Below are 17,556 nucleotides of genomic sequence, written 5' to 3'. Positions count from 1 at the left end.
GTGAATGTCCGATCCGGGGGCGAGTGGTGTCCGGTCCTGTGGCGGCTAGATGTCCGGGCGAGCCGTCTGGCCACGGTTAGGGGGGCAGCGGAAAAGGCAGGTCGTCGGGCACGCGGTCGCGGAGTTGCGGGAGTGACGCTTTCGGCCCGCCATCTCAGGCTGTTCTCAGAACGGTGAACACCCTCCAACGAAATGCCAAGACACCGCATCCCAACAAAGCGCTACCCCGACACGGGCAAGAGCCCCCCTGCCCGGCCCGCCCCCCTTGCGCCCGAATAGCATCGAAGATGCCGGGCGCGCGCCGGACCGGCCCCTTGGGCCGGCGCTCTTGCGGGCGAAGCGCATAGATCGCCTTTAGTCCTGACGTTGCGGGGATAAAGCGCATAGCCCGAAGCTCGGCAGCGCCGGCCCCCGGTCCGGCACGCGCCCTCTGGTCGGGAGGGGTGTGAGGTCGGCGGGTGGGGCTTCTGGGGTTCAGCAGAAAGACGGAGCGTTGCGCCTGGGGGATCCGTGGCGGCGGTCCACGCTCACGCCCGGCCTCCACCAGAGGCCCGCCAGCAGACTGGGCACCACCGGAGGCCTGTCGGCACACCGGACACCACCGGAGGCCCGTCGGCACACTGGGCACCACCAGAGGCCGGTCTGCACACCGGACACCACTAAAAGCGCGCCAGCCTGCCGGTTACCACCGGCGGCCCGTCAGCATTCAGGGCACCGCCCAATGCCCGTCAACACGAGGGACAGCACCAGAGGCCCGTCAGCACGAGAGGCCCGCCAGCACGACGAACCGCACCGAAGGACCGCCCCACCCTCTCCAACCAAAAGGGGCGGCAGCTGCAGCCCCCGCCCCTCTCTTTCTCGAAAAATCCAACGGACGCCGAACTACCGCCCGACGCCCGCCGCGCGGCCTCACCCGTAGACCAGCCTCGGCAGCCAGATCACCGCCTCGGGGAAGAACATGCAGATCGCCAGACCCACGATCTGCAGGAACAGGAAGGGCAGCGCCGCCTTGAAGATGTCGGTCATCGGGATCTCCGGGGGCGCCACGCCGCGCAGGTAGAAGAGCGCGTAGCCGAAGGGCGGCGACAGAAAGCTCATCTGCATGTTCACGAGGTAAAGGACCCCGAACCACAGCACCAGGTCGTCGGGGCTGTCGAGCCCGAAGGCCTGCGCCCCGAGCGCCTTCACGATCGGCACGAAGATCGGCACGCAGAGCAGCAGGATGCCCACCCAGTCGAGGAACATCCCCAGCGCCACCAGCAGGATCTGCATCAGGATCAGGATGCCCCAGGGCCCGAGACCGGTGGCCGCCAGCGCGTCCTGCACGAACTGCTGGCCGCCCTCGAGCACATAGAGCCCGACGAAGATCGTCGCGCCGAACATGATCCAGATCACCATGGCGCTGGCCTTGAGCGTGGTCAGCGAGGCCTCGCGGATGGTCTGCCAGTCGAGCTTGCGGTGGATCGCGGCGACGATGAAGGCGCCGAAAGTGCCGATGCCCGCGGCCTCGACCGGGGTGGCGACGCCCGAGAAGATCACCCCCAGCACGATCACGATCAGCGCGATGGGCGCCGACATGTTGCCCAGCAGCCGGATCTTCTGCCGGGTCGGGATGCGCTCCTCGATGGGGATCGGCGGGCCGACCTGCGGGTTGATGTAGCTGCGCACCACCACGTAGACGATATACATCCCCGACAGGATCATCCCCGGGATCACCGCCCCGATGAACAGCTCGCCCACCGATTGCTCGGCGACCACCGCGTAGATGATCGCCAGGATCGAGGGCGGGATCAGGATGCCCAGCGTGCCGCCGGCCATGATCGAGCCCATGGCGATCTTCGGGTCGTAGCCGCGCTCGAGCATGGCCGGAAGCGCGATGATGCCCATGGTCACCACCGCCGCCCCGATCACGCCGACCATGGCCGCGAGCACCGTCGAGGCCAGGATCGTCGCCGCCGCGAGGCCGCCCTTCACGCCGCCGAGGACCTTGTAGATCACGTCGAACATGTCGTTGATGATCCCCGCCCTCTCGAGCATGGCGGCCATGAAGATGAACAAGGGGATCGCCGAGAGCTGGTAGTTCGTCATCAGCGGGAAGATCCGCGAGGGCACGATATTCAGCGCCCGCTCGTCGCCCAGCACGAACAGGAAGACGCAGGCCAGGCCGCCGGTGACGAAGGCCAGGGGCAGCCCCGCCATCAGCAGCGCCAGGAGCGAGCCGAACATGATCAGGGTGAGCCACCCGATTCCGATCTCAATTCCCATGGATCAGGCCTCCCCGCGCACGAGGGTGCGGACGTCTTTGGACAGTTTCGACACGCCCTGGAGCACCAGGAGCACGGCGCCGACCACCATCACCCATTTCATGGGCCACAAGGGCACCTCCCATTCGTTGAAGGAAATCTCGCCCCAGCGGATGTTGGGGTCGGTCCATTGCGACAGCGACCACCCCGAGAGCATCTCGGTCGTGGCGATCTCGCCGCGCGCCCAGCTGCTGATCAGCCCGTTGCCCGAGGGCACGGCGATGGCGTCCATCGCGAAGATGTAGCTGGTCGCCAAGAGCGTGCCGGCGAAGATGAAGAAGAAGATCGAGGTCAGAAGGTCGACCACCGCCTTCCGCCGGGTCGAAAGCTCGGCGTAGAAGATGTCCACCCGGACGTGCTGTTCGGTCAGCATCGCGTAGGAGCCCGCGATGAGATACTGCATGCCGAACATCAGATACATCGCCTCATGCGCCCAGTTGGTCGGCGCGTTGAAGACGTAGCGCGAGATCACCTCGAAGTAGTAGACGAAGACCGCGATCACCGCCCAGTAGGCGGTGAACTCGCCGGCATAGAGGCACAGCCGGTCGATCCAGTTCGAGGCATAGCGCGCGTCGTCCTCCATGACGCCGATGCCGGCCTCCTGCAGCTTGCGGTCGTTCTCGGTCAGGGTGTCGTCGGGCAGCTGCGCATTGGCCTTGGAGACCAGGCGCGGCAGCAGCAGCGCATCGAGCAGGATCAAGGCCAGGAGCAGGTAGAAGGCGTAATCCGCCACCTGGTTCCAGAACAGCCGGTCGCCGCGCGCGGCGCTCAGCGGCGCCTCGAGCTCGGTCAACGCAACGCGGGCCTCGTCGATCCGGGCCTGGCCCTGTTCGATGGTCCGCTCGGCGCGTTCGACCCGGCGCTCGGCGGCGCGTTTTTGGAAGGAGCCCTCCTCGGCGGCCTCGAAATCCGCCCGGTAGCCCGCGATCTCCGAGCGCGCCTCGGAGACCCGCTCTTCCTCGCGCTCGAGCGTGCGCAGCGCGACGCGCTCCTCGTTGGCGTAGTTCGAAACCTCGGTGCGCGCCTCCTGGCCCTGGCCGTTGGCGAAGAGGATCGCCAGGAAGATCGGCAGGAAGATGAAGCCCAGGAGGTTCTTGAGGTAGAACCTGTGCAGCCCCAGCATCCCGCCGGTCACCAGGATCATGTAGCCCAGCGGCAGCGAATAGGTCTTGCGTTGGACCTTGGGGCGCCGCGCCAGCGACATGGCGATGAGCGGGAAGACGATCAGCCCCACCCAGTAAAGCCAGTGTGGCAGCGTGAAACTCAGATCGGGCATGGAATGTCCCTTGTTGTTGTCGCGCGATCGCCCCTCGGACACGGGGCATCCGCCCGGCGCGGGGCAACGCGCCGGGCGGCTCTCTGGGGGCGGCCGGGCCGCGCCCGGCTCAGAGGTCCAGCGTCAGACCGTCGGTCAGCGCCGGGTCGACATAGCCGAGCGAACCGGACTGCATGTAGTCGAGCTGGATCTTGAAGACCCGCGCCGCGTTCGGATCGCGGTTGGCATAGTCGAACCAGATCGGCACGGCGACCTCGGTCATCAGCGCCACGTCGTCCTGGCTGAGGCGGGTGACCTCGGTGCCGTCGGCCTCGAACTTCTCCCAGGCTTCCTGGTCGGCCTTCTGGATCGCCGCGTGGTGCATGTCGGAATAGACGTGGGTCTCCATCTCGACGAACTGCTGCATCTCGGGCGAGAGCGCGTTCCAGGCGTCCATGCCGACCGTGATGTCCATGAGGTCGACCGGCTGATAGAGCGACATGAAGCCCGGCGGGCCCATGACGATGTAGTCGGTCACCTGGCTGAAGCCGAGCGCGTAGTTCACCGCCGGGCCCACGTAGTCGGCCACGTCGATGGTGCCCTTCTCCAGCGCCGGGAAGATCTCCGAGCCCGGCAGAACCGTGGTCTCGGCCCCGATCTCGGTGAAGACTTCCGCCACCATGCCGCCCGGCAGGCGCATCTTGCGGCCGGCGAAATCGTCGATCGAGCGGATCGGCACCTTGGAGTGGATGATGTTCGGCCCGTGGTGCACGGGGCCCACGAACATCATGTTCTGCTCGGCAAAAAGCTCGCGCGCGATCTCGAGCCCGCCGAGGCCGTAGTAGAAGACGTCCCATTCGTGCGGGTTGCGCAGACCCAGCGGATAGGAGGTCAGGAAGGTGGCCGCCGGCACGATGCCCTGGCCGTAGATGGTGAAGGGGTTGATCGCGTCAAGCACGCCGTTCTTCACCGCGTCGTAAAGCTGGAAGTCGCCCACGACGTCATTGGCGCCGAAGGGCTGGAAGGCCAGCTCGCCGCCGGACTTCTCCTGGATCGTGGCGCACCAGTCCTTGAAGATCTGCAGGCCGGCCCCGCCGGGCCAGGAGGTCTGGATCTTCCAGGTGGTGCCATGCGACGCGGCTGACGCGACATGCGGCGCGGCAAGCGTCGCCGCCCCCGCCCCTGCAATCGTGCGCAGCGCGGAGCGCCGTGTTGTGATGGTCTTCATGATGTCCTCCCAAGATATTCTTGCTTTTGGGAGGAGAAGGGACATGCGTCACGCGCGCCGCTCAGGCGCGGCGCGGGCCCGCAGGAACCATCGACCGTGTGGTCGGGCTGCGACCCTCCTCCCGCAGCCAAGGCTAGGGGTTGCGACAGTCGCGGCAAGGAATTTCGTAGCTGCGGCGCGGCGTTACCGCTCTCAATCGGGGGCCTTTGGCGGGGGGATTTGGGTTCCAGTTGGGGAAGGTTGGCGGGGTGGATTTTGCCGTGCGCCGGACCGAGTGGCGAAGCGCGTCACCCGGCCGATTGCCCTCGGCGCCCTGCCCTCGCACGCCGCCCGGCGCGGGCCTCAGCCCTGCTCCGAGAGCTGCCGCGCAAGCGCCAGGTCGCCCGCGATCTCGGCCTCGGCGCGGGCCTGGGCGTCGCGCTCACGCAGCCGCAGCACGTAGGAGGGATGCCAGGTCACCAGAAGCTCGGTGCCGTCGGCCAGCGTCTCGACCCGGCCACGCCGCCGCGACAGCGCCCCGCCCTGCCCGGTCAGCGACTCGGCGGCGGTTGCGCCCATGGCCAGCACCACCCTGGGGCGCGCCAGCTGGCGTTCGAGGTCGAGCCACCAGCGGCAGGCCTCGACCTCGCCCGCATCCGGGCGCTGGTGGATGCGCCGCCGCCCGCGCGGGGTGAACTTGAAGTGTTTGACCGCATTGGTGACGAAGGCCGCCGAGCGCTCCACCCCGGCGCGCGCCAGGGTCCGGTCGAAAACCTCGCCGGCGGGACCCACGAAGGGCCGCCCGGCGAGGTCCTCGCGGTCGCCGGGCTGTTCGCCCACGATCATCAGGGGCGCGCCGACCGGCCCTTCTCCGGGCACCGCCTGGGTGGCGTGACGGCAAAGCCCGCAGCGGGTGCAGGCGCCGACCTCCTGCGCGAGCGTCGCCACCGGCCCCTCGGGCGCGGGCTTGGCCAGCACCCGGGCGGCATGGTCCCGCAGCGCCAGCGCGCGGCGGTCGGGCGCGGCGGCAGGCGCGGCCTCGGCCATGGCGCGCACCCGCGCCTCGGCCCCGGCGACAAGCCCCGGGATCAGCTCGGCCTCGGGCAGGTTCTTCCAGTATTTCTTGGGCATTTCCGCGCACATGGCCTTCACCATGAGCCGCGCGGGATTGAAGATAGAGGCGTAGTAGGTGCGCCAGAGATCCTCGGTCGCATCCTCGGGCGGCGGGCGGGTCTCGCCGGTCTCCTCGAAGCTGAGCCGCCCATTTTCGAAACGCGCGGTCAGATGCGGGGTCGCGATGACCCAATCCATGTCGCCGAAGCGCTTGGCGAAGAAGGGCGCGCCGCGTTCGAGGCAGGGATGCTCGGGCTCGAACCAGGCGGCGAAGGCGCGGCGCGGGCCGCGGGCGGGCAGTTCGCGGAAGCGCACGAAGGCGTGCATCTTGTGCACGTCGCGGCCGACGGATTTCGCCGCCTCCAGCGCCCAGCGCACGTCGCGGTCCGAGCGGTCGCCCCAAGCCGCGCGGCCCGCCGAGAGCGCCAGCACCAGCCGGTAGGCACGGGCGAAACGTTCGGGGTCGGAATGGCAGAGCGCCGACTCGATGGTAGCGATGGCGGCCTTGGGCAGGCGCAACTCGCGCGGCGGGACGGACGGAGGGGTGGCCGTGGCGGAGCGTGCCCGAGACGCGCCGTCACCGGCCGCAAACAGGCCGTCGCTCACCCCGGCGACCGGCGCGTCACCGGCTCCCGCACCCCCATCACCCCCCGCATCCGCGAACAGGTCGGGCGCCGCCTCGCCCACCGACCAGACCAGGTCCTCGGGCGCGACACCGGCCCGCGCGAGCGCCCGCGCCTCGCGGCGCCAGGCGGCCACCGTGCCGACCCGCGGCAGAACCACCCGCCGCATCAGATCAGCGACAGCTGCTCGGGCGGCGGGGCGAAGCGGGCGCGCAGGTGCTCGGCCTCGAGCAGACCGCGCGGGCTCCAGCCGGCGCAGGTGATGAAGGGCTGCGCCTTCTTCATCACCGCGCCCATGGCCTTGAGGTGTTCGTAGCGCACCTGCCCCCGCCGCCGGGCCGAAAGCACCCGCCCCACGGTCTTGGTGCCGAAGCCCGGCACCCGCAGCAGCTCTTCGCGGCTGGCGCGGTTCACGTCGACCGGGAAGTGCTCGCGATGGGCCAGCGCCCAGGCGGTCTTGGGGTCGATGTCGAGATCGAGCATCCCCGAGGCGCCGCCGATCTCCTCGACCCCGAAGTCGTAGAAGCGCAGGAGCCAGTCGGCCTGGTAGAGCCGGTGTTCGCGCAAGAGCGGCGCGGGCTTCAGGGGCAGCGCCTTGGCCGGGTCGGGGATCGGCGAGAAGGCCGAGTAATAGACCCGGCTGAGCCCGTAGCTTGCATAAAGATCCGAGCTTTGCGTCAGGATCGTCCGGTCGTTGGCCGCATCCGCCCCGACGATGACCTGCGTCGACTGGCCGGCGGGCGCGAAACGCGCGGGCCGCTTGCCGCGCCAGCTGCGCCCGCTGCGGCTGTCCTCGCGCTTCATGCGCACATCGGCCATGGAGCGCTTGATGCCGCCCGCGTCCTTTTCCGGTGCGAGATCCTTGAGCGCGGTCTCGGTCGGCATCTCGATGTTGATCGACAGCCGGTCGGCGTAGCGCCCGGCCGCCTCGACCAGCTCGGGGCTGGCGTCGGGAATGGTCTTGAGGTGGATGTAGCCGCGGAAGCCCTCCTCTTCGCGCAGCTTGCGGGCGATGCGCACCATGTCGGCCATGGTGTCGTCGGGCGAGCGGATGATGCCCGAGGACAGGAACAGCCCCTCGATGTAGTTGCGGCGGTAGAACTCCACCGTCAGATGCACGACCTCCTCGACCGAGAAGCGCGCGCGCTCCACCCGGCTCGAGGCGCGGTTGATGCAATAGGCGCAATCGTAGATGCAGAAGTTCGTCATCAGGATCTTCAGGAGCGAGATGCAGCGCCCGTCCGGGGCATAGGCGTGGCAGATGCCCGAGCCGCCCGAGGAGCCGAGCCCGCCGCCGTCGCGGCTGTCGCGCCGCTCGCCCCCCGATGACGCGCAGGAGGCATCGTATTTCGCCGCATCGGAGAGGATCGCGAGTTTTTCGGAAAGTGACCGCTGTGCCATGCGTTCACTTTATGTTCCCCCTCGCGGGCAAAGCAAGCGCCCAAGCGATCACGGCTGCGTTTCAGCGCCCGGATGCGGCGTCAGGTCGCGACCCGGGCACGGTTCAGCGCCAGATCGGCGATGCGGTGGAAGCGGCCCAGCCCGTCCTCGCCCAGAAGCGTCACCGCGCCCATGGTGGCGGGCGCGCCGAGAACCGGGGCGAAATGCGCCTTCGCGCGGGTCTCGATGCCCTCGGGGCCGCGCGCGCCGGAGAGGGTCAGATGCGGGCGGAACTCCTCCATCACGTAAGGATAGCCCCAGGTCGTCAGGTTGGCCTCCTGCGCAGGGCTGAGCCCCCGGCCCCGGCGGCGGGCCAGTTCCTCGGCGGCGGGCAGCGCGCGGAAGGGATCGAGCCCGCGGACGAGCGTGGCGGCGAGATCCGAGATGCCCTCGGTCCGGCTGGGCTGCAGGGTCCAGATCCGGCCCAACTGGCGCAGTTCGAGCGTGCCGAGGTCGACCGTCTCGGCAGCCCCGGCCAGGCTTTCGAGCCGCGCCAGAAGTGCGACCTCATCCTCATCCGGCGCCAGGTGGAACGGCGGCTTCAGCGTCGCGTGGAAGCCGTAGCGCTTGGGTCCCGGAGCCTTGATCTGCGGCGGGTCGATACGGCGCGCGTGGCGCGCGTCCCAGCCGAGCCAGCTTGCGCCCAGCTCGCCCAGTTGTCCGTCCGGCAGCCAGTAGACGGCATAGCGTTGCCAGCCCGAAGAGGTCATTGCGCACTCCCATGCTGCGTGGCCCCTGCCGGATCGCTCCCGGGGGATTCGCGCGGAAAGCCTAGCACAGCCCCGCTTGGGCGCGGAGCCATGCGCCCCTCATAACGTCTGCCGTCGAACCTGCAACTGGCGCCGCAGGAAGGCGGCGATGAAGAAGATGGTGAGGATCAGCACGATCGTCGGCGCCGGCGCGGAGTCTATGAAGAACGAGGCGTAAACCCCTGCCACCATGGAAAAGATATTGACCGCCACCGCGACCAGCAGCATCCGCCGGAAGGTCCGCGCGACCAGGAAGGCGATGGCGCCCGGCGCGATCAGAAGCCCGATCGCCAGGATCAGCCCGGCCGCCGACAGCGTGGCCACGATGCTCAAGGAAAGGGCAGCCAGGAGACCGTAGTGCAGAAGCCCCACGCGCAGCCCGCTGGCCCGCGCCTGCGCCGGGTCGAAGCTTTGCAGAAGCAGGTCCTTCCACTGCAGCCCGATCAGCGCCGCGATGCCAGCCGAGATCGCCCCCGCGGTCCAGAGCTCGCGGGTCTCGACCCCCAGCATGTTGCCGAAGAGCACGTGATCAAGGTGCATATTGGTCTCGACCGAGACGTAGAGCACGATCCCGAGCCCGAACATGCCCGAGAAGACGACGCCCATGACGGTGTCCTCCTTCACCCGGCTGTTGCCCGAGAGATAGCCCGTCGCCAGCGCGCAGATCATGCCGGCCACGAAGGCCCCGAGGATCAGCGGCAGCCCGAAGATATAGGCCAGCACGATGCCCGGCAGGACCGCGTGGCTCACCGCGTCGCCCATCAGCGCCCAGCCCTTGAGCACCAGGAAGCAGGACAACATCGCCGTGGGCACCGCCACGATCACCCCGATCAGGAAGGCGTTCTGCATGAAGGGGAACTGGAAGGGCAGAAGGGCCGTCTCGATCATGCCTCGACCTCCTTCAGGGCCGCGCGGGCCTTGGCGCGGGCGGCGAGCCGCCCGTGTTTCGGGGCGAAGACGAAGACCAGAAGGAAGATCAGCGTCTGCAGGGTGACGATGATCCCGCCGGTCGCGCCATCGAGGAAATAGCTGATGTAGGCGCCGAAGAAGCTGGTGCCCGCGCCGATCACCACCGAGGTCGCGATGAGCCGCGGGAAGCGGTCGCAAAGCAGGTAGGCCGTGGCCCCGGGCGTCACCACCATGGCGATCACCAGGAAGGCGCCGACGGTCTGCATCGCCGCCACCACCGAGGCCGAGAGCAGCACGAAGAACACCCCCTTCAGAACCCCGGTGTTGAGCCCGATGGTGCGGGCGTGGGTCTCGTCGAAGAAGGTGACCATGAGGTCCTTCCAGAGGACCAGCAGCACCGCCAGAGACACCAGCCCGATGATCGCGAGCTGCAGCGTGTCGCCCGGCGTGATCGCCAGGATGTTGCCCATGGTGATGGTCTGCACCGAGATCGACATCGGGTTGATCGAGACCAGGAACAGCCCGAGCCCGAAGAAGGAGGTGAAGATCAGCCCGATGATCACATCGACCTTCAGCCCCGAACGGTCCGAGAGGAACAGCATGGCCGCCGCCGCGAGCCCGCCGGCGATGAAGGCGCCCAGCGCGAAGGGCAGCCCAAGCATGTAGGCGCCCGCGACGCCCGGGACGACCGAATGCGAAAGCGCGTCGCCGATCAGCGACCAGCCCTTGAGCATCAGGAAGGAGGACAGGAAGGCGCAGACCGCGCCCACGAGGGCCGAGACCCACATGGCGTTGGTCATATAACCGTAGGTGAAGGGCTCATACAGCGTCGCGATCATTCCCGCGGCTCCCGGGTCCGGGTCTTGTCGCCGTATTGCACCAGCGGGCGTTCGTCGTCGGTGAAGATGGTGACGCTGCGGGCGTCCTCGTCCTCGTGCAGGGTCTCGCCGCCGAGGGTGAAGTGCCGCAGCACGCCGCCGAAGGCCGCCTCGAGGTTCTTGCGGGTGAAGACCTTCTCCGTCGGCCCGTGCGCCAGGACCGTGCCCTTGACCAGAACCGTGCGGTCGCAGAACTCCGGCACCGACCCGAGGTTGTGGGTGGAGACCAGCATGACCCGGCCTTCCTCCTTCAGCGCGCGCAGGAGCGCCACGATCTGCTCCTCGGTCTTCACGTCGACGCCGGTGAAGGGCTCGTCGAGCAGGATCACCTGCCCTTCCTGCGCCAGCGCGCGTGCCAGGAAGACGCGCTTGCGCTGCCCGCCCGAGAGCTCGCCGATCTGGCGGTGGCGCAGGTCGGTCAGGTTGACCCGCTGCAGCGCCGCCTCGACCGCCGCGTGATCGGCCGGGCGCGGGCGGCGCAGGATGCCCATGTGCCCGTAGCGGCCCATCATCACCACGTCCTCGACCAGCACCGGGAAGGACCAGTCGACCTCCTCGGCCTGGGGGACATAGGCCACGAGGTTGCGCTTCAGCGCCGCGCGCACCCCCATGCCGAGGATGCGGATCTTGCCGCGTGCCGCCGGCACGAAGCCCATGATCGCCTTGAACAGCGTGGATTTTCCCGCGCCGTTCACGCCGACAAGCGCGGTGACGGTGCCGCGCGGGATGGTGAAACTCGCATCCGTCAGCGCGGTATGGCCGTTGCGGTAGGTGACGGTCACATGCGCTACGTCGATCCCTTCCGCCAGCTCTGGCGGGCGGGTCTCGGTGATCGCCTGGTCGTCGCGCATGGGGGCCCTTTCCTTGGTCCAGAACAGAAATAAAGCCCGCCGGTCATCCGGCGAGCCCTCTTTGGCTCAGTCGCCCGCGCCGGTCAGCCCTTCGACCACCGTGCGCGAGGTCACCTCGAGCAGGTCGAGGTAGGTGGGCACCGGCCCGTCGGGGTCCGACAGCGAGTCCACGTAGAGGACGCCGCCGAAATCCGCCCCGGTCTCGCGCGCCACCTGTTCGGCGGGCCGGGTGCTGACGGTGCTTTCGCAGAAGACCACCGGGATGTCGTGCTCGCGGACCCCGTCGATCACCGCGCGGACCTGCTGGGGCGTGCCCACCTGGTCGGCGTTCATCGGCCAGAGGTAAAGCTCCTTCAGGCCAAAGTCTCGGGCGAGGTAGCTGAAGGCGCCCTCGCAGGTGACCAGCCAGCGGTCGTCCTCGGGGACCTCCTCCAGTGCCTCCCGGAGCGGCCCGATGGTGTCGCGCAGCTCGTCCTTGTAGGCGGCGGCATTGGCGGCATAGGTCTCGGCGTTCTCGGGGTCGGCCTCGGAGAGCGCCTCCTCGATATTGTCGATGTAGATCAGCGCGTTCTCGAGCCCCATCCAGGCGTGCGGATTGGGCGCGCCCTCGTAGGCGCCGCTCTGGATCGAGATCGGATCGATGCCTTCGGAGACGGTGACCGAGGGCACGTCGCCCAGGTTGGTCAGGAACTGCTCGAACCACAATTCGAGGTTCATCCCGTTCCAGAGGATCAGGTCCCCGTCCGAGGCGCGCACGATGTCCCCCGGCGTCGGCTCGTAGCCGTGGATCTCGGCGCCGGGCTTGGTCACCGAGACCACCTCGGCAGCATCGCCGGCGACATTTCCGGCCATGTCGGCGATCACCGTGAAGGTCGTGACCACCTTGAGTTTGTCCTGCGCCTGGGCCCCGCCCGCAAGGGTCGCCGCGAGAGCGGTGGCCAGCCAGAGGGATCTCTTCGTCATCGCACTGCCTTTCCTGCTTGCTTGCCCCTCTCTAGATGCAAATAATTCGCAATGTCAAACTTTTTGCGAGTGGTTTGCAAAAAAACTTGAGCCCGGTCGCGGCATGCTTCATGGTTCGGCCATGGCCTCGGATTTCTACAGCAGTGAAGGCGATGCGATCCTGCGCGAAGCGGGCTTGCGGGTGACCCGGCAGCGGCGCGCCATCGTGCGCGTGCTCTTCGAGGCCGAGGACCACCCGGACGCCGAACAGGTGCTCGGACGCGCGCGCGACAAGGACGCCAGCGTCAGCCAGGCGACCGCCTACCGCACGCTCGCGGCGCTGGCCGACAAGGGGCATCTGCACCGCCATACTTTCGACGGCGGGGTGACCCGCTACGAGCTGGCCAGCCGCCCGCACCACGACCACATGATCGACGTGGAGACCGGCGAGGTCATGGAGTTCGTCTCGGAAGAGATCGAGCAGCTGCAGAAGAAGATCGCGGCGGAACACGGCTACGACATCGTCGCGCACCGGCTGGAGCTTTACTGCAAGCGGCGTCGGCGCTGAGGCGCGGGGTGTGCCGCTAGGCGCGCGCCTTGTCGGATGCGGGCGCTGAGGCCCGGTTGCCTAGGGCCGCGGGCGGGCATCTTCGGAGATAGAGAAACCGAGAAACGCCCGCCGTCGCGCATCGCGACGGGCGCAGGCTGTCACCAAATCACAGCAAACCGGTTCACGGGGCGCGGTCCACGCCCCCTTCCCGCCCGCCCAAGCGGGCGCGCCAAGCGCCCTAGTTCGCAAGCGTCCGGTCGATGGCCCGGGCGAGCTTGCCGACCAGCTCGTCGATCTGCGCCTCGGAGATGATGAAGGGCGGCGCCAAGAGGATGTGATCCCCGTGCCGCCCGTCGATCGTGCCGCCCGCGGGATAACAGATCAGCCCCTCGTCCAGCGCCGCCGCCTTGATCTTGGCGTTGACCTTGCGCGCCGGGTCGAAGGGCGCCTTGGTGCCCCGGTCGGCGACCAGCTCGATGCCGCGGAAGAGCCCCCGGCCCCGGATGTCGCCCACGTGCGGGTGCTGGCCGAACTGCGCCTCGAGTGCGGCGACCAGCTGCTCGCCGCGCGCGCGCACCTGCGGCAGGAGGTTGCGGTCGAGGATCGCGCTCAGGACCGCGCGGCCTGCCGCGGCGGCCAGCGGGTGGCCGTGGTAGGTATGGCCGTGCTGGAAGGAGCCCGACCCCTGGGCGATGGCGTCGTGCACATGCGCGCCGCAGAGCATCGCGCCGATCGGCATGTAGCCGGCGCCCAGACCCTTGGCGATGGTCACGATGTCGGGGGCCACCCCGTCCTGTTCGCAGGCGAAGAGCGTGCCGGTCCGGCCCATGCCGCACATCACCTCGTCGAGGATCAGGAGCACGCCGTGGCGGTCGCAGATCTCGCGGATGCGCTTGAAATAGCCCGGCGCGGCGGGCACCGCGCCCGCGGTGGCGCCCACGACCGGCTCGGCGATGAAGGCCATGACGCTCTCGGGGCCGAGGCGCTGGATTTCCTCTTCCAGCTCGTCGGCGGCGCGGCGGCCGTAGGCCTCGAGGCTCTCGTCCTCGGCGCGGTGGCGGTATTCGTAGCAGGGCGCGATATGCGTGGTCTCGACCAGGAGCGGCGCGTATTTCTCGCGCCGCCAGGCGTTGCCGCCGGCGGCCAGCGCGCCCAGCGTGTTGCCGTGGTAGCTTTGCCGCCGGGCGATGACCCGGTGCCGCCCGCTTTCGCCGCGTTCGAGGTAATACTGCCGGGCGAGCTTGATCGCCGCTTCCACCGCCTCGGAGCCGCCCGAGAGCAGGTAGACCTTATCGACCCCCTCGGGCGCATTGGCGGCCAGGAGGTCGGCGAGCCCCTCGGCGGGCTCGGAGGTGAAAAAGCCGGTATGCGCGAAGGCCAGCCGGTCGAGCTGTTCGTGGATCGCCGCGCGCACGTCCGGGTCGGAGTGCCCGAGGCAGGAGACCGCCGCCCCGCCCGAGCCGTCGAGATAGGCGCGGCCCTGGCTGTCATAGAGATAGCAGCCCTCGCCGCGCTCGGCGGTGGCCAGCGGGGCCGAGGAGCGGCCGAAGACATGCCCGCCCATGGCTCAGTGATCCCTGACGACGTAGACCGAGCGCTTGGCGTGGCGCACCACCCGCGCGGTGTTGGGGCCGAGCAGGTAGTCTGCCACGTCCGGCGTCTGCGCCGCCATGACCACCACGTCGACATCCAGCCGCTCGGAGGCGCGCAGGATCTCGTCGTAGACCCTTCCATGGGTCACATGCGGATGCACCTCGATCCGGCCGGGCACATTGTCGTTGACCCAGCTCGTGAGCTTCTCGCCCACCTCGTGCAGGGCGCGCTTCTCGAACTCCTGGTCGAAGAAGCTGCCGACCACCGACATCCCGAAGTCGGGGATCACGGTCAGCACGTGCAGGGTCATGTTGGCGCCGCCAAGCTCGATGGCGGCGGGCAGCGCCTTGGCCCAGCTGGGCTGGGACGACAGGTCGATCGGCAGGAGGACGGATTTCGGCATGGTCGTTTCCTCAGAAGGCCGGCTTGGTCTGGCGGCGGCGCTGCAGCAGGATCACCAGACCCAGAAGCAGAAGCGCCGGTATGTAGAAGATCTGCGCCGGAAGCCGGTCCTGCGGGACCTGCACCTCGGCCAGCCGCACCGGGTCCTCGGCGTAGAAGTCGAAGTCCGAGAGCTTCTCGGCGGTGGCGGTGCCGAACATCGGCTCGTCAAGCCGCACGGTGTCGCCTTCCGGGAAGAGCATCAGCCCGGAGTTGTCGATGCGCTCCTGGGCGGTCGCGCCCTCGGCGTTCATCACCAGCGTGGTCTCGGCGGTCTCGCCGGTGTTGAAGTCCGGCCCCTCGACGCGCAGGCGGATGCGGGTGCCCTCGTCAAGCTCGCCCAGCGTCTGCTCGAACTGCGCCGGCGGCACCTCGCGGAAGGGGCTCTGCACCATGTCGAGCCAGACGTTCGGCACGAAGAGCGTGAAGGCCACCAGAAGCAGCGCCGCGCTTTCGTAGATCCGCGAGCGCGCCAGGAAGTAGCCCTGGGTCGCCGCGGCGAAGAGCAGCATGGCGAAGGTCGCGGTCACGAAGACGAAGACCGCCTGCAGGATGCCCGCCGTCGTCCCGAGGTCGACCCCGTAGAGGATCAGCGTCGGGTTGAAGATGAAGAGGAAGGGCAGCGCCACGGTCCGCAAGCTGTAGAAAAAGGCGGTGAAGCCGGTGCGGATCGGATCCCCGCCCGAGACCGCCGCGGCGGCAAAGGAAGCGAGGCCCACGGGCGGCGTCACATCGGCCATGATGCCGAAATAGAAGACGAAGAGATGCGCCGCGATCAGCGGCACGATCAGCCCTTCCTGCGCGCCGAGCGACACCACCACCGAGGCCATGAGCGAGGAGACCACGATGTAGTTCGCCGTGGTCGGCAGCCCCATCCCGAGGATCAGCGAGAAGAGCCCCACGAGGATCAGCATCACGATCAGGATGCCGCCCGAGAGCTGCTCGACCAGGCCCGCAAGCTCGGTGCCGATCGGGGTCTTGGTCACGGTGGCCACGATGATGCCCGCCGCCGCCGTGGCGACGCCGATGCCGATCATGTTGCGCGCGCCCGCGATCAGACCGTCGCGCAGGTCGGTGAAGCCGTTCTTCATCTCGCTTGCCACCTCGCCGCCGAGGCCGCGGAACAGCGCCTTGAGCGGGCGCTGGGTGACGATGATGAAAAGCATCAAGGACGTGGCGTAGAAGGCTGATTTCGCGGGACTTTGCCGCTCGACCATCAGGAACCAGACAAGCACCAGGATGGGCAGGACGTAGTGCAGCCCGGTGGCATAGACCTCGCCCACGGTGGGCAGCTTGATGTTGGGATCATTGGGGTCGTCCTCCTCGAGGTCGGGGCGCTTGGCCGCGACCGACAGGAGGCCCAGGTAGACCAGCCCGAGAAGCGCCATCATCACCACGCCGGTCAGATCGCCGAGGCCCGCGCGCAGCGCGCCGACCAGGTAGATCAGCGCGGTGAAGCCCGCGCCGGCGATGGCGAAACCGATGAAGAACTTCACGATCATGCCGAGGAAGCTCTTGCTCTCGCCCAGCGCCGGCATGTCCTTCTTCAGCGCCTCGAGGTGCACGATGTAGACCAGCGCGATGTAGGAAATCACCGCCGGGATGAAGGCGTGCTTGATCACCTCGATGTAGGAGATGCCGATGAACTCGACCATGAGGAAGGCCGCGGCGCCCATGACCGGCGGCATGATCTGGCCGTTGACCGAGGAGGCGACCTCGACCGAGCCGGCCTGTTCGTTGGAAAAGCCCACCCGCTTCATCAGCGGGATGGTGAAGGTGCCGGTGGTCACCACGTTGGCGATCGAGGAGCCCGAGATCAGGCCGGTCATGGCCGAGCCGACCACCGCCGCCTTGGCCGGGCCGCCGCGCAGGTGGCCGAGGCCCGCGAAGGCGAGCTTGATGAAGTAGTTGCCCGCGCCCGCCTTATCGAGCAGCGAGCCGAAGAGCACGAAGAGGAAGACGAAGGCCGTGGAGACGCCCAGCGGGATGCCGAAGACCCCCGCGGTGTCGAGCCACTGCGCGTTGATAAGCGCGGTGAAGCTCAGGCCCTCGTGTTCGATAAGCTCGGGGATCAGCCAGCCGGTGCCCATGTATGCATACAGCAGGAAGAGCGAGCCGACGATGGTCAGCGCCGGGCCCAGCGCCCGGCGCGAAGCCTCGAGCAGGATCAACAGGCCCGCGGCCCCGATGACCACCTGCGTCGGCGTCGGCAGGCCCGAGCGCGCGGTCATCGCCAGGTGATCGGAGAAGAGGAAGATGTAGAAAGCGCAGAAGCCCCCGCCGAGCGCCAGGATCCAGTCGACCACCGGGATGTGGCCGCGGGGCGAGCTCTTGAAGGCGGGATAGGCCAGGAAGGCCAGGACGATGGCGAAGGTCAGGTGGATCGGCCGGGTCTCGGAGGAGTTCAGCACCGGCACGTATTGCGCGAACCAGAGCTGCGGCTGCGCGATCCAGAGCTGGAACAGCGACCAGGCCAGCGCCAGGCCGGCGATCAGCTTGGCGAGATTGGGGTTGGTCGGCGCCCGGGCGCCGCTGTCGGTGCTGGCGACAAGATCCTGAAGTTCCTCGTCGCTGAACTGGCGGCCTTCACCCTTCGGATTGTCCGACATGCGCGTTCCCTCGTCCCATCGGCCCAGAAGGTCCGGGCCCGTCGCGGGCCCGGACCTGTCGGTCATTGTCGCGGGGCCCCCGCCTTTCGCGGC

14 protein-coding genes are annotated in these 17,556 nt (G+C 68.5%); 1 reads left to right on the top strand and 13 read right to left on the bottom strand.

Annotated elements, in window-relative coordinates; translation table 11 throughout:
• Window positions 1–909: 909 nt before the first annotated feature.
• From ACX938_RS14645 to ACX938_RS14600, 10 genes are all read right to left on the bottom strand, one after another.
• Entirely contained in the window at window positions 910–2,265 is a 1,356-nt protein-coding gene (locus ACX938_RS14645) for a TRAP transporter large permease (protein ID WP_232754754.1), read from the bottom strand.
• A gap of 3 nt (window positions 2,266–2,268) precedes the next feature.
• Complete coding sequence (locus ACX938_RS14640) at window positions 2,269–3,579, bottom strand: TRAP transporter small permease subunit (protein ID WP_459431611.1); 1,311 nt, start codon at window positions 3,577–3,579, stop codon at window positions 2,269–2,271.
• A gap of 109 nt (window positions 3,580–3,688) precedes the next feature.
• Complete coding sequence (gene dctP, locus ACX938_RS14635) at window positions 3,689–4,786, bottom strand: TRAP transporter substrate-binding protein DctP (protein ID WP_232754756.1); 1,098 nt, start codon at window positions 4,784–4,786, stop codon at window positions 3,689–3,691.
• Window positions 4,787–5,128: 342 nt separating this feature from the next.
• Window positions 5,129–6,670, bottom strand: a complete 1,542-nt coding sequence (locus ACX938_RS14630; protein WP_459431610.1) for a UdgX family uracil-DNA binding protein — start codon at window positions 6,668–6,670, stop codon at window positions 5,129–5,131.
• Window positions 6,670–7,902, bottom strand: coding sequence for a putative DNA modification/repair radical SAM protein (locus ACX938_RS14625; protein WP_459431609.1), 1,233 nt, complete (start codon window positions 7,900–7,902; stop codon window positions 6,670–6,672). Before ACX938_RS14625 ends, ACX938_RS14630 begins: the two co-directional genes overlap by 1 nt.
• A gap of 80 nt (window positions 7,903–7,982) precedes the next feature.
• Window positions 7,983–8,651 (bottom strand): DUF1045 domain-containing protein, encoded by a 669-nt coding sequence (locus ACX938_RS14620; protein ID WP_459431608.1) that lies wholly within the window; start codon window positions 8,649–8,651, stop codon window positions 7,983–7,985.
• Window positions 8,652–8,750: 99 nt separating this feature from the next.
• Window positions 8,751–9,578, bottom strand: coding sequence for a metal ABC transporter permease (locus ACX938_RS14615; RefSeq protein ID WP_459431607.1), 828 nt, complete (start codon window positions 9,576–9,578; stop codon window positions 8,751–8,753).
• Complete coding sequence (locus ACX938_RS14610; RefSeq protein WP_459431606.1) at window positions 9,575–10,438, bottom strand: metal ABC transporter permease; 864 nt, start codon at window positions 10,436–10,438, stop codon at window positions 9,575–9,577. The genes ACX938_RS14615 and ACX938_RS14610 overlap by 4 nt, the downstream gene beginning before the upstream one ends.
• Entirely contained in the window at window positions 10,435–11,328 is an 894-nt protein-coding gene (locus ACX938_RS14605) for a manganese/iron ABC transporter ATP-binding protein (RefSeq protein WP_232754762.1), read from the bottom strand. The genes ACX938_RS14610 and ACX938_RS14605 overlap by 4 nt, the downstream gene beginning before the upstream one ends.
• Before the next feature lie 66 nt (window positions 11,329–11,394).
• Entirely contained in the window at window positions 11,395–12,291 is an 897-nt protein-coding gene (locus ACX938_RS14600; protein WP_459431605.1) for a metal ABC transporter substrate-binding protein, read from the bottom strand.
• A gap of 103 nt (window positions 12,292–12,394) precedes the next feature.
• Between ACX938_RS14600 and ACX938_RS14595 the strand changes: the two genes are divergently transcribed.
• Complete coding sequence (locus ACX938_RS14595) at window positions 12,395–12,838, top strand: Fur family transcriptional regulator (RefSeq protein ID WP_459431604.1); 444 nt, start codon at window positions 12,395–12,397, stop codon at window positions 12,836–12,838.
• 220 nt (window positions 12,839–13,058) lie between these two features.
• On the opposite strand, the gene ACX938_RS14590 is transcribed toward ACX938_RS14595, so the two are convergent.
• Genes ACX938_RS14590 through ACX938_RS14580 form a run of 3 tightly spaced genes read right to left on the bottom strand, consistent with a single transcriptional unit; the run spans window position 13,059 to window position 17,463 of the window.
• Window positions 13,059–14,384: an aspartate aminotransferase family protein gene (locus ACX938_RS14590; protein ID WP_459431603.1), complete on the bottom strand. Its 1,326-nt coding sequence runs from the start codon at window positions 14,382–14,384 to the stop codon at window positions 13,059–13,061.
• A gap of 3 nt (window positions 14,385–14,387) precedes the next feature.
• Complete coding sequence (locus ACX938_RS14585) at window positions 14,388–14,816, bottom strand: universal stress protein (RefSeq protein ID WP_232754766.1); 429 nt, start codon at window positions 14,814–14,816, stop codon at window positions 14,388–14,390.
• Window positions 14,817–14,826: 10 nt separating this feature from the next.
• Window positions 14,827–17,463, bottom strand: coding sequence for a TRAP transporter permease (locus tag ACX938_RS14580; RefSeq protein ID WP_459431602.1), 2,637 nt, complete (start codon window positions 17,461–17,463; stop codon window positions 14,827–14,829).
• Window positions 17,464–17,556: the final 93 nt, after the last annotated feature.

This window comes from Roseivivax sp., from assembly GCF_054552075.1.
The sequence above is the reverse complement of the archived record's forward strand: the minus strand, read 5'-3'. Positions and strand labels throughout refer to the sequence as shown.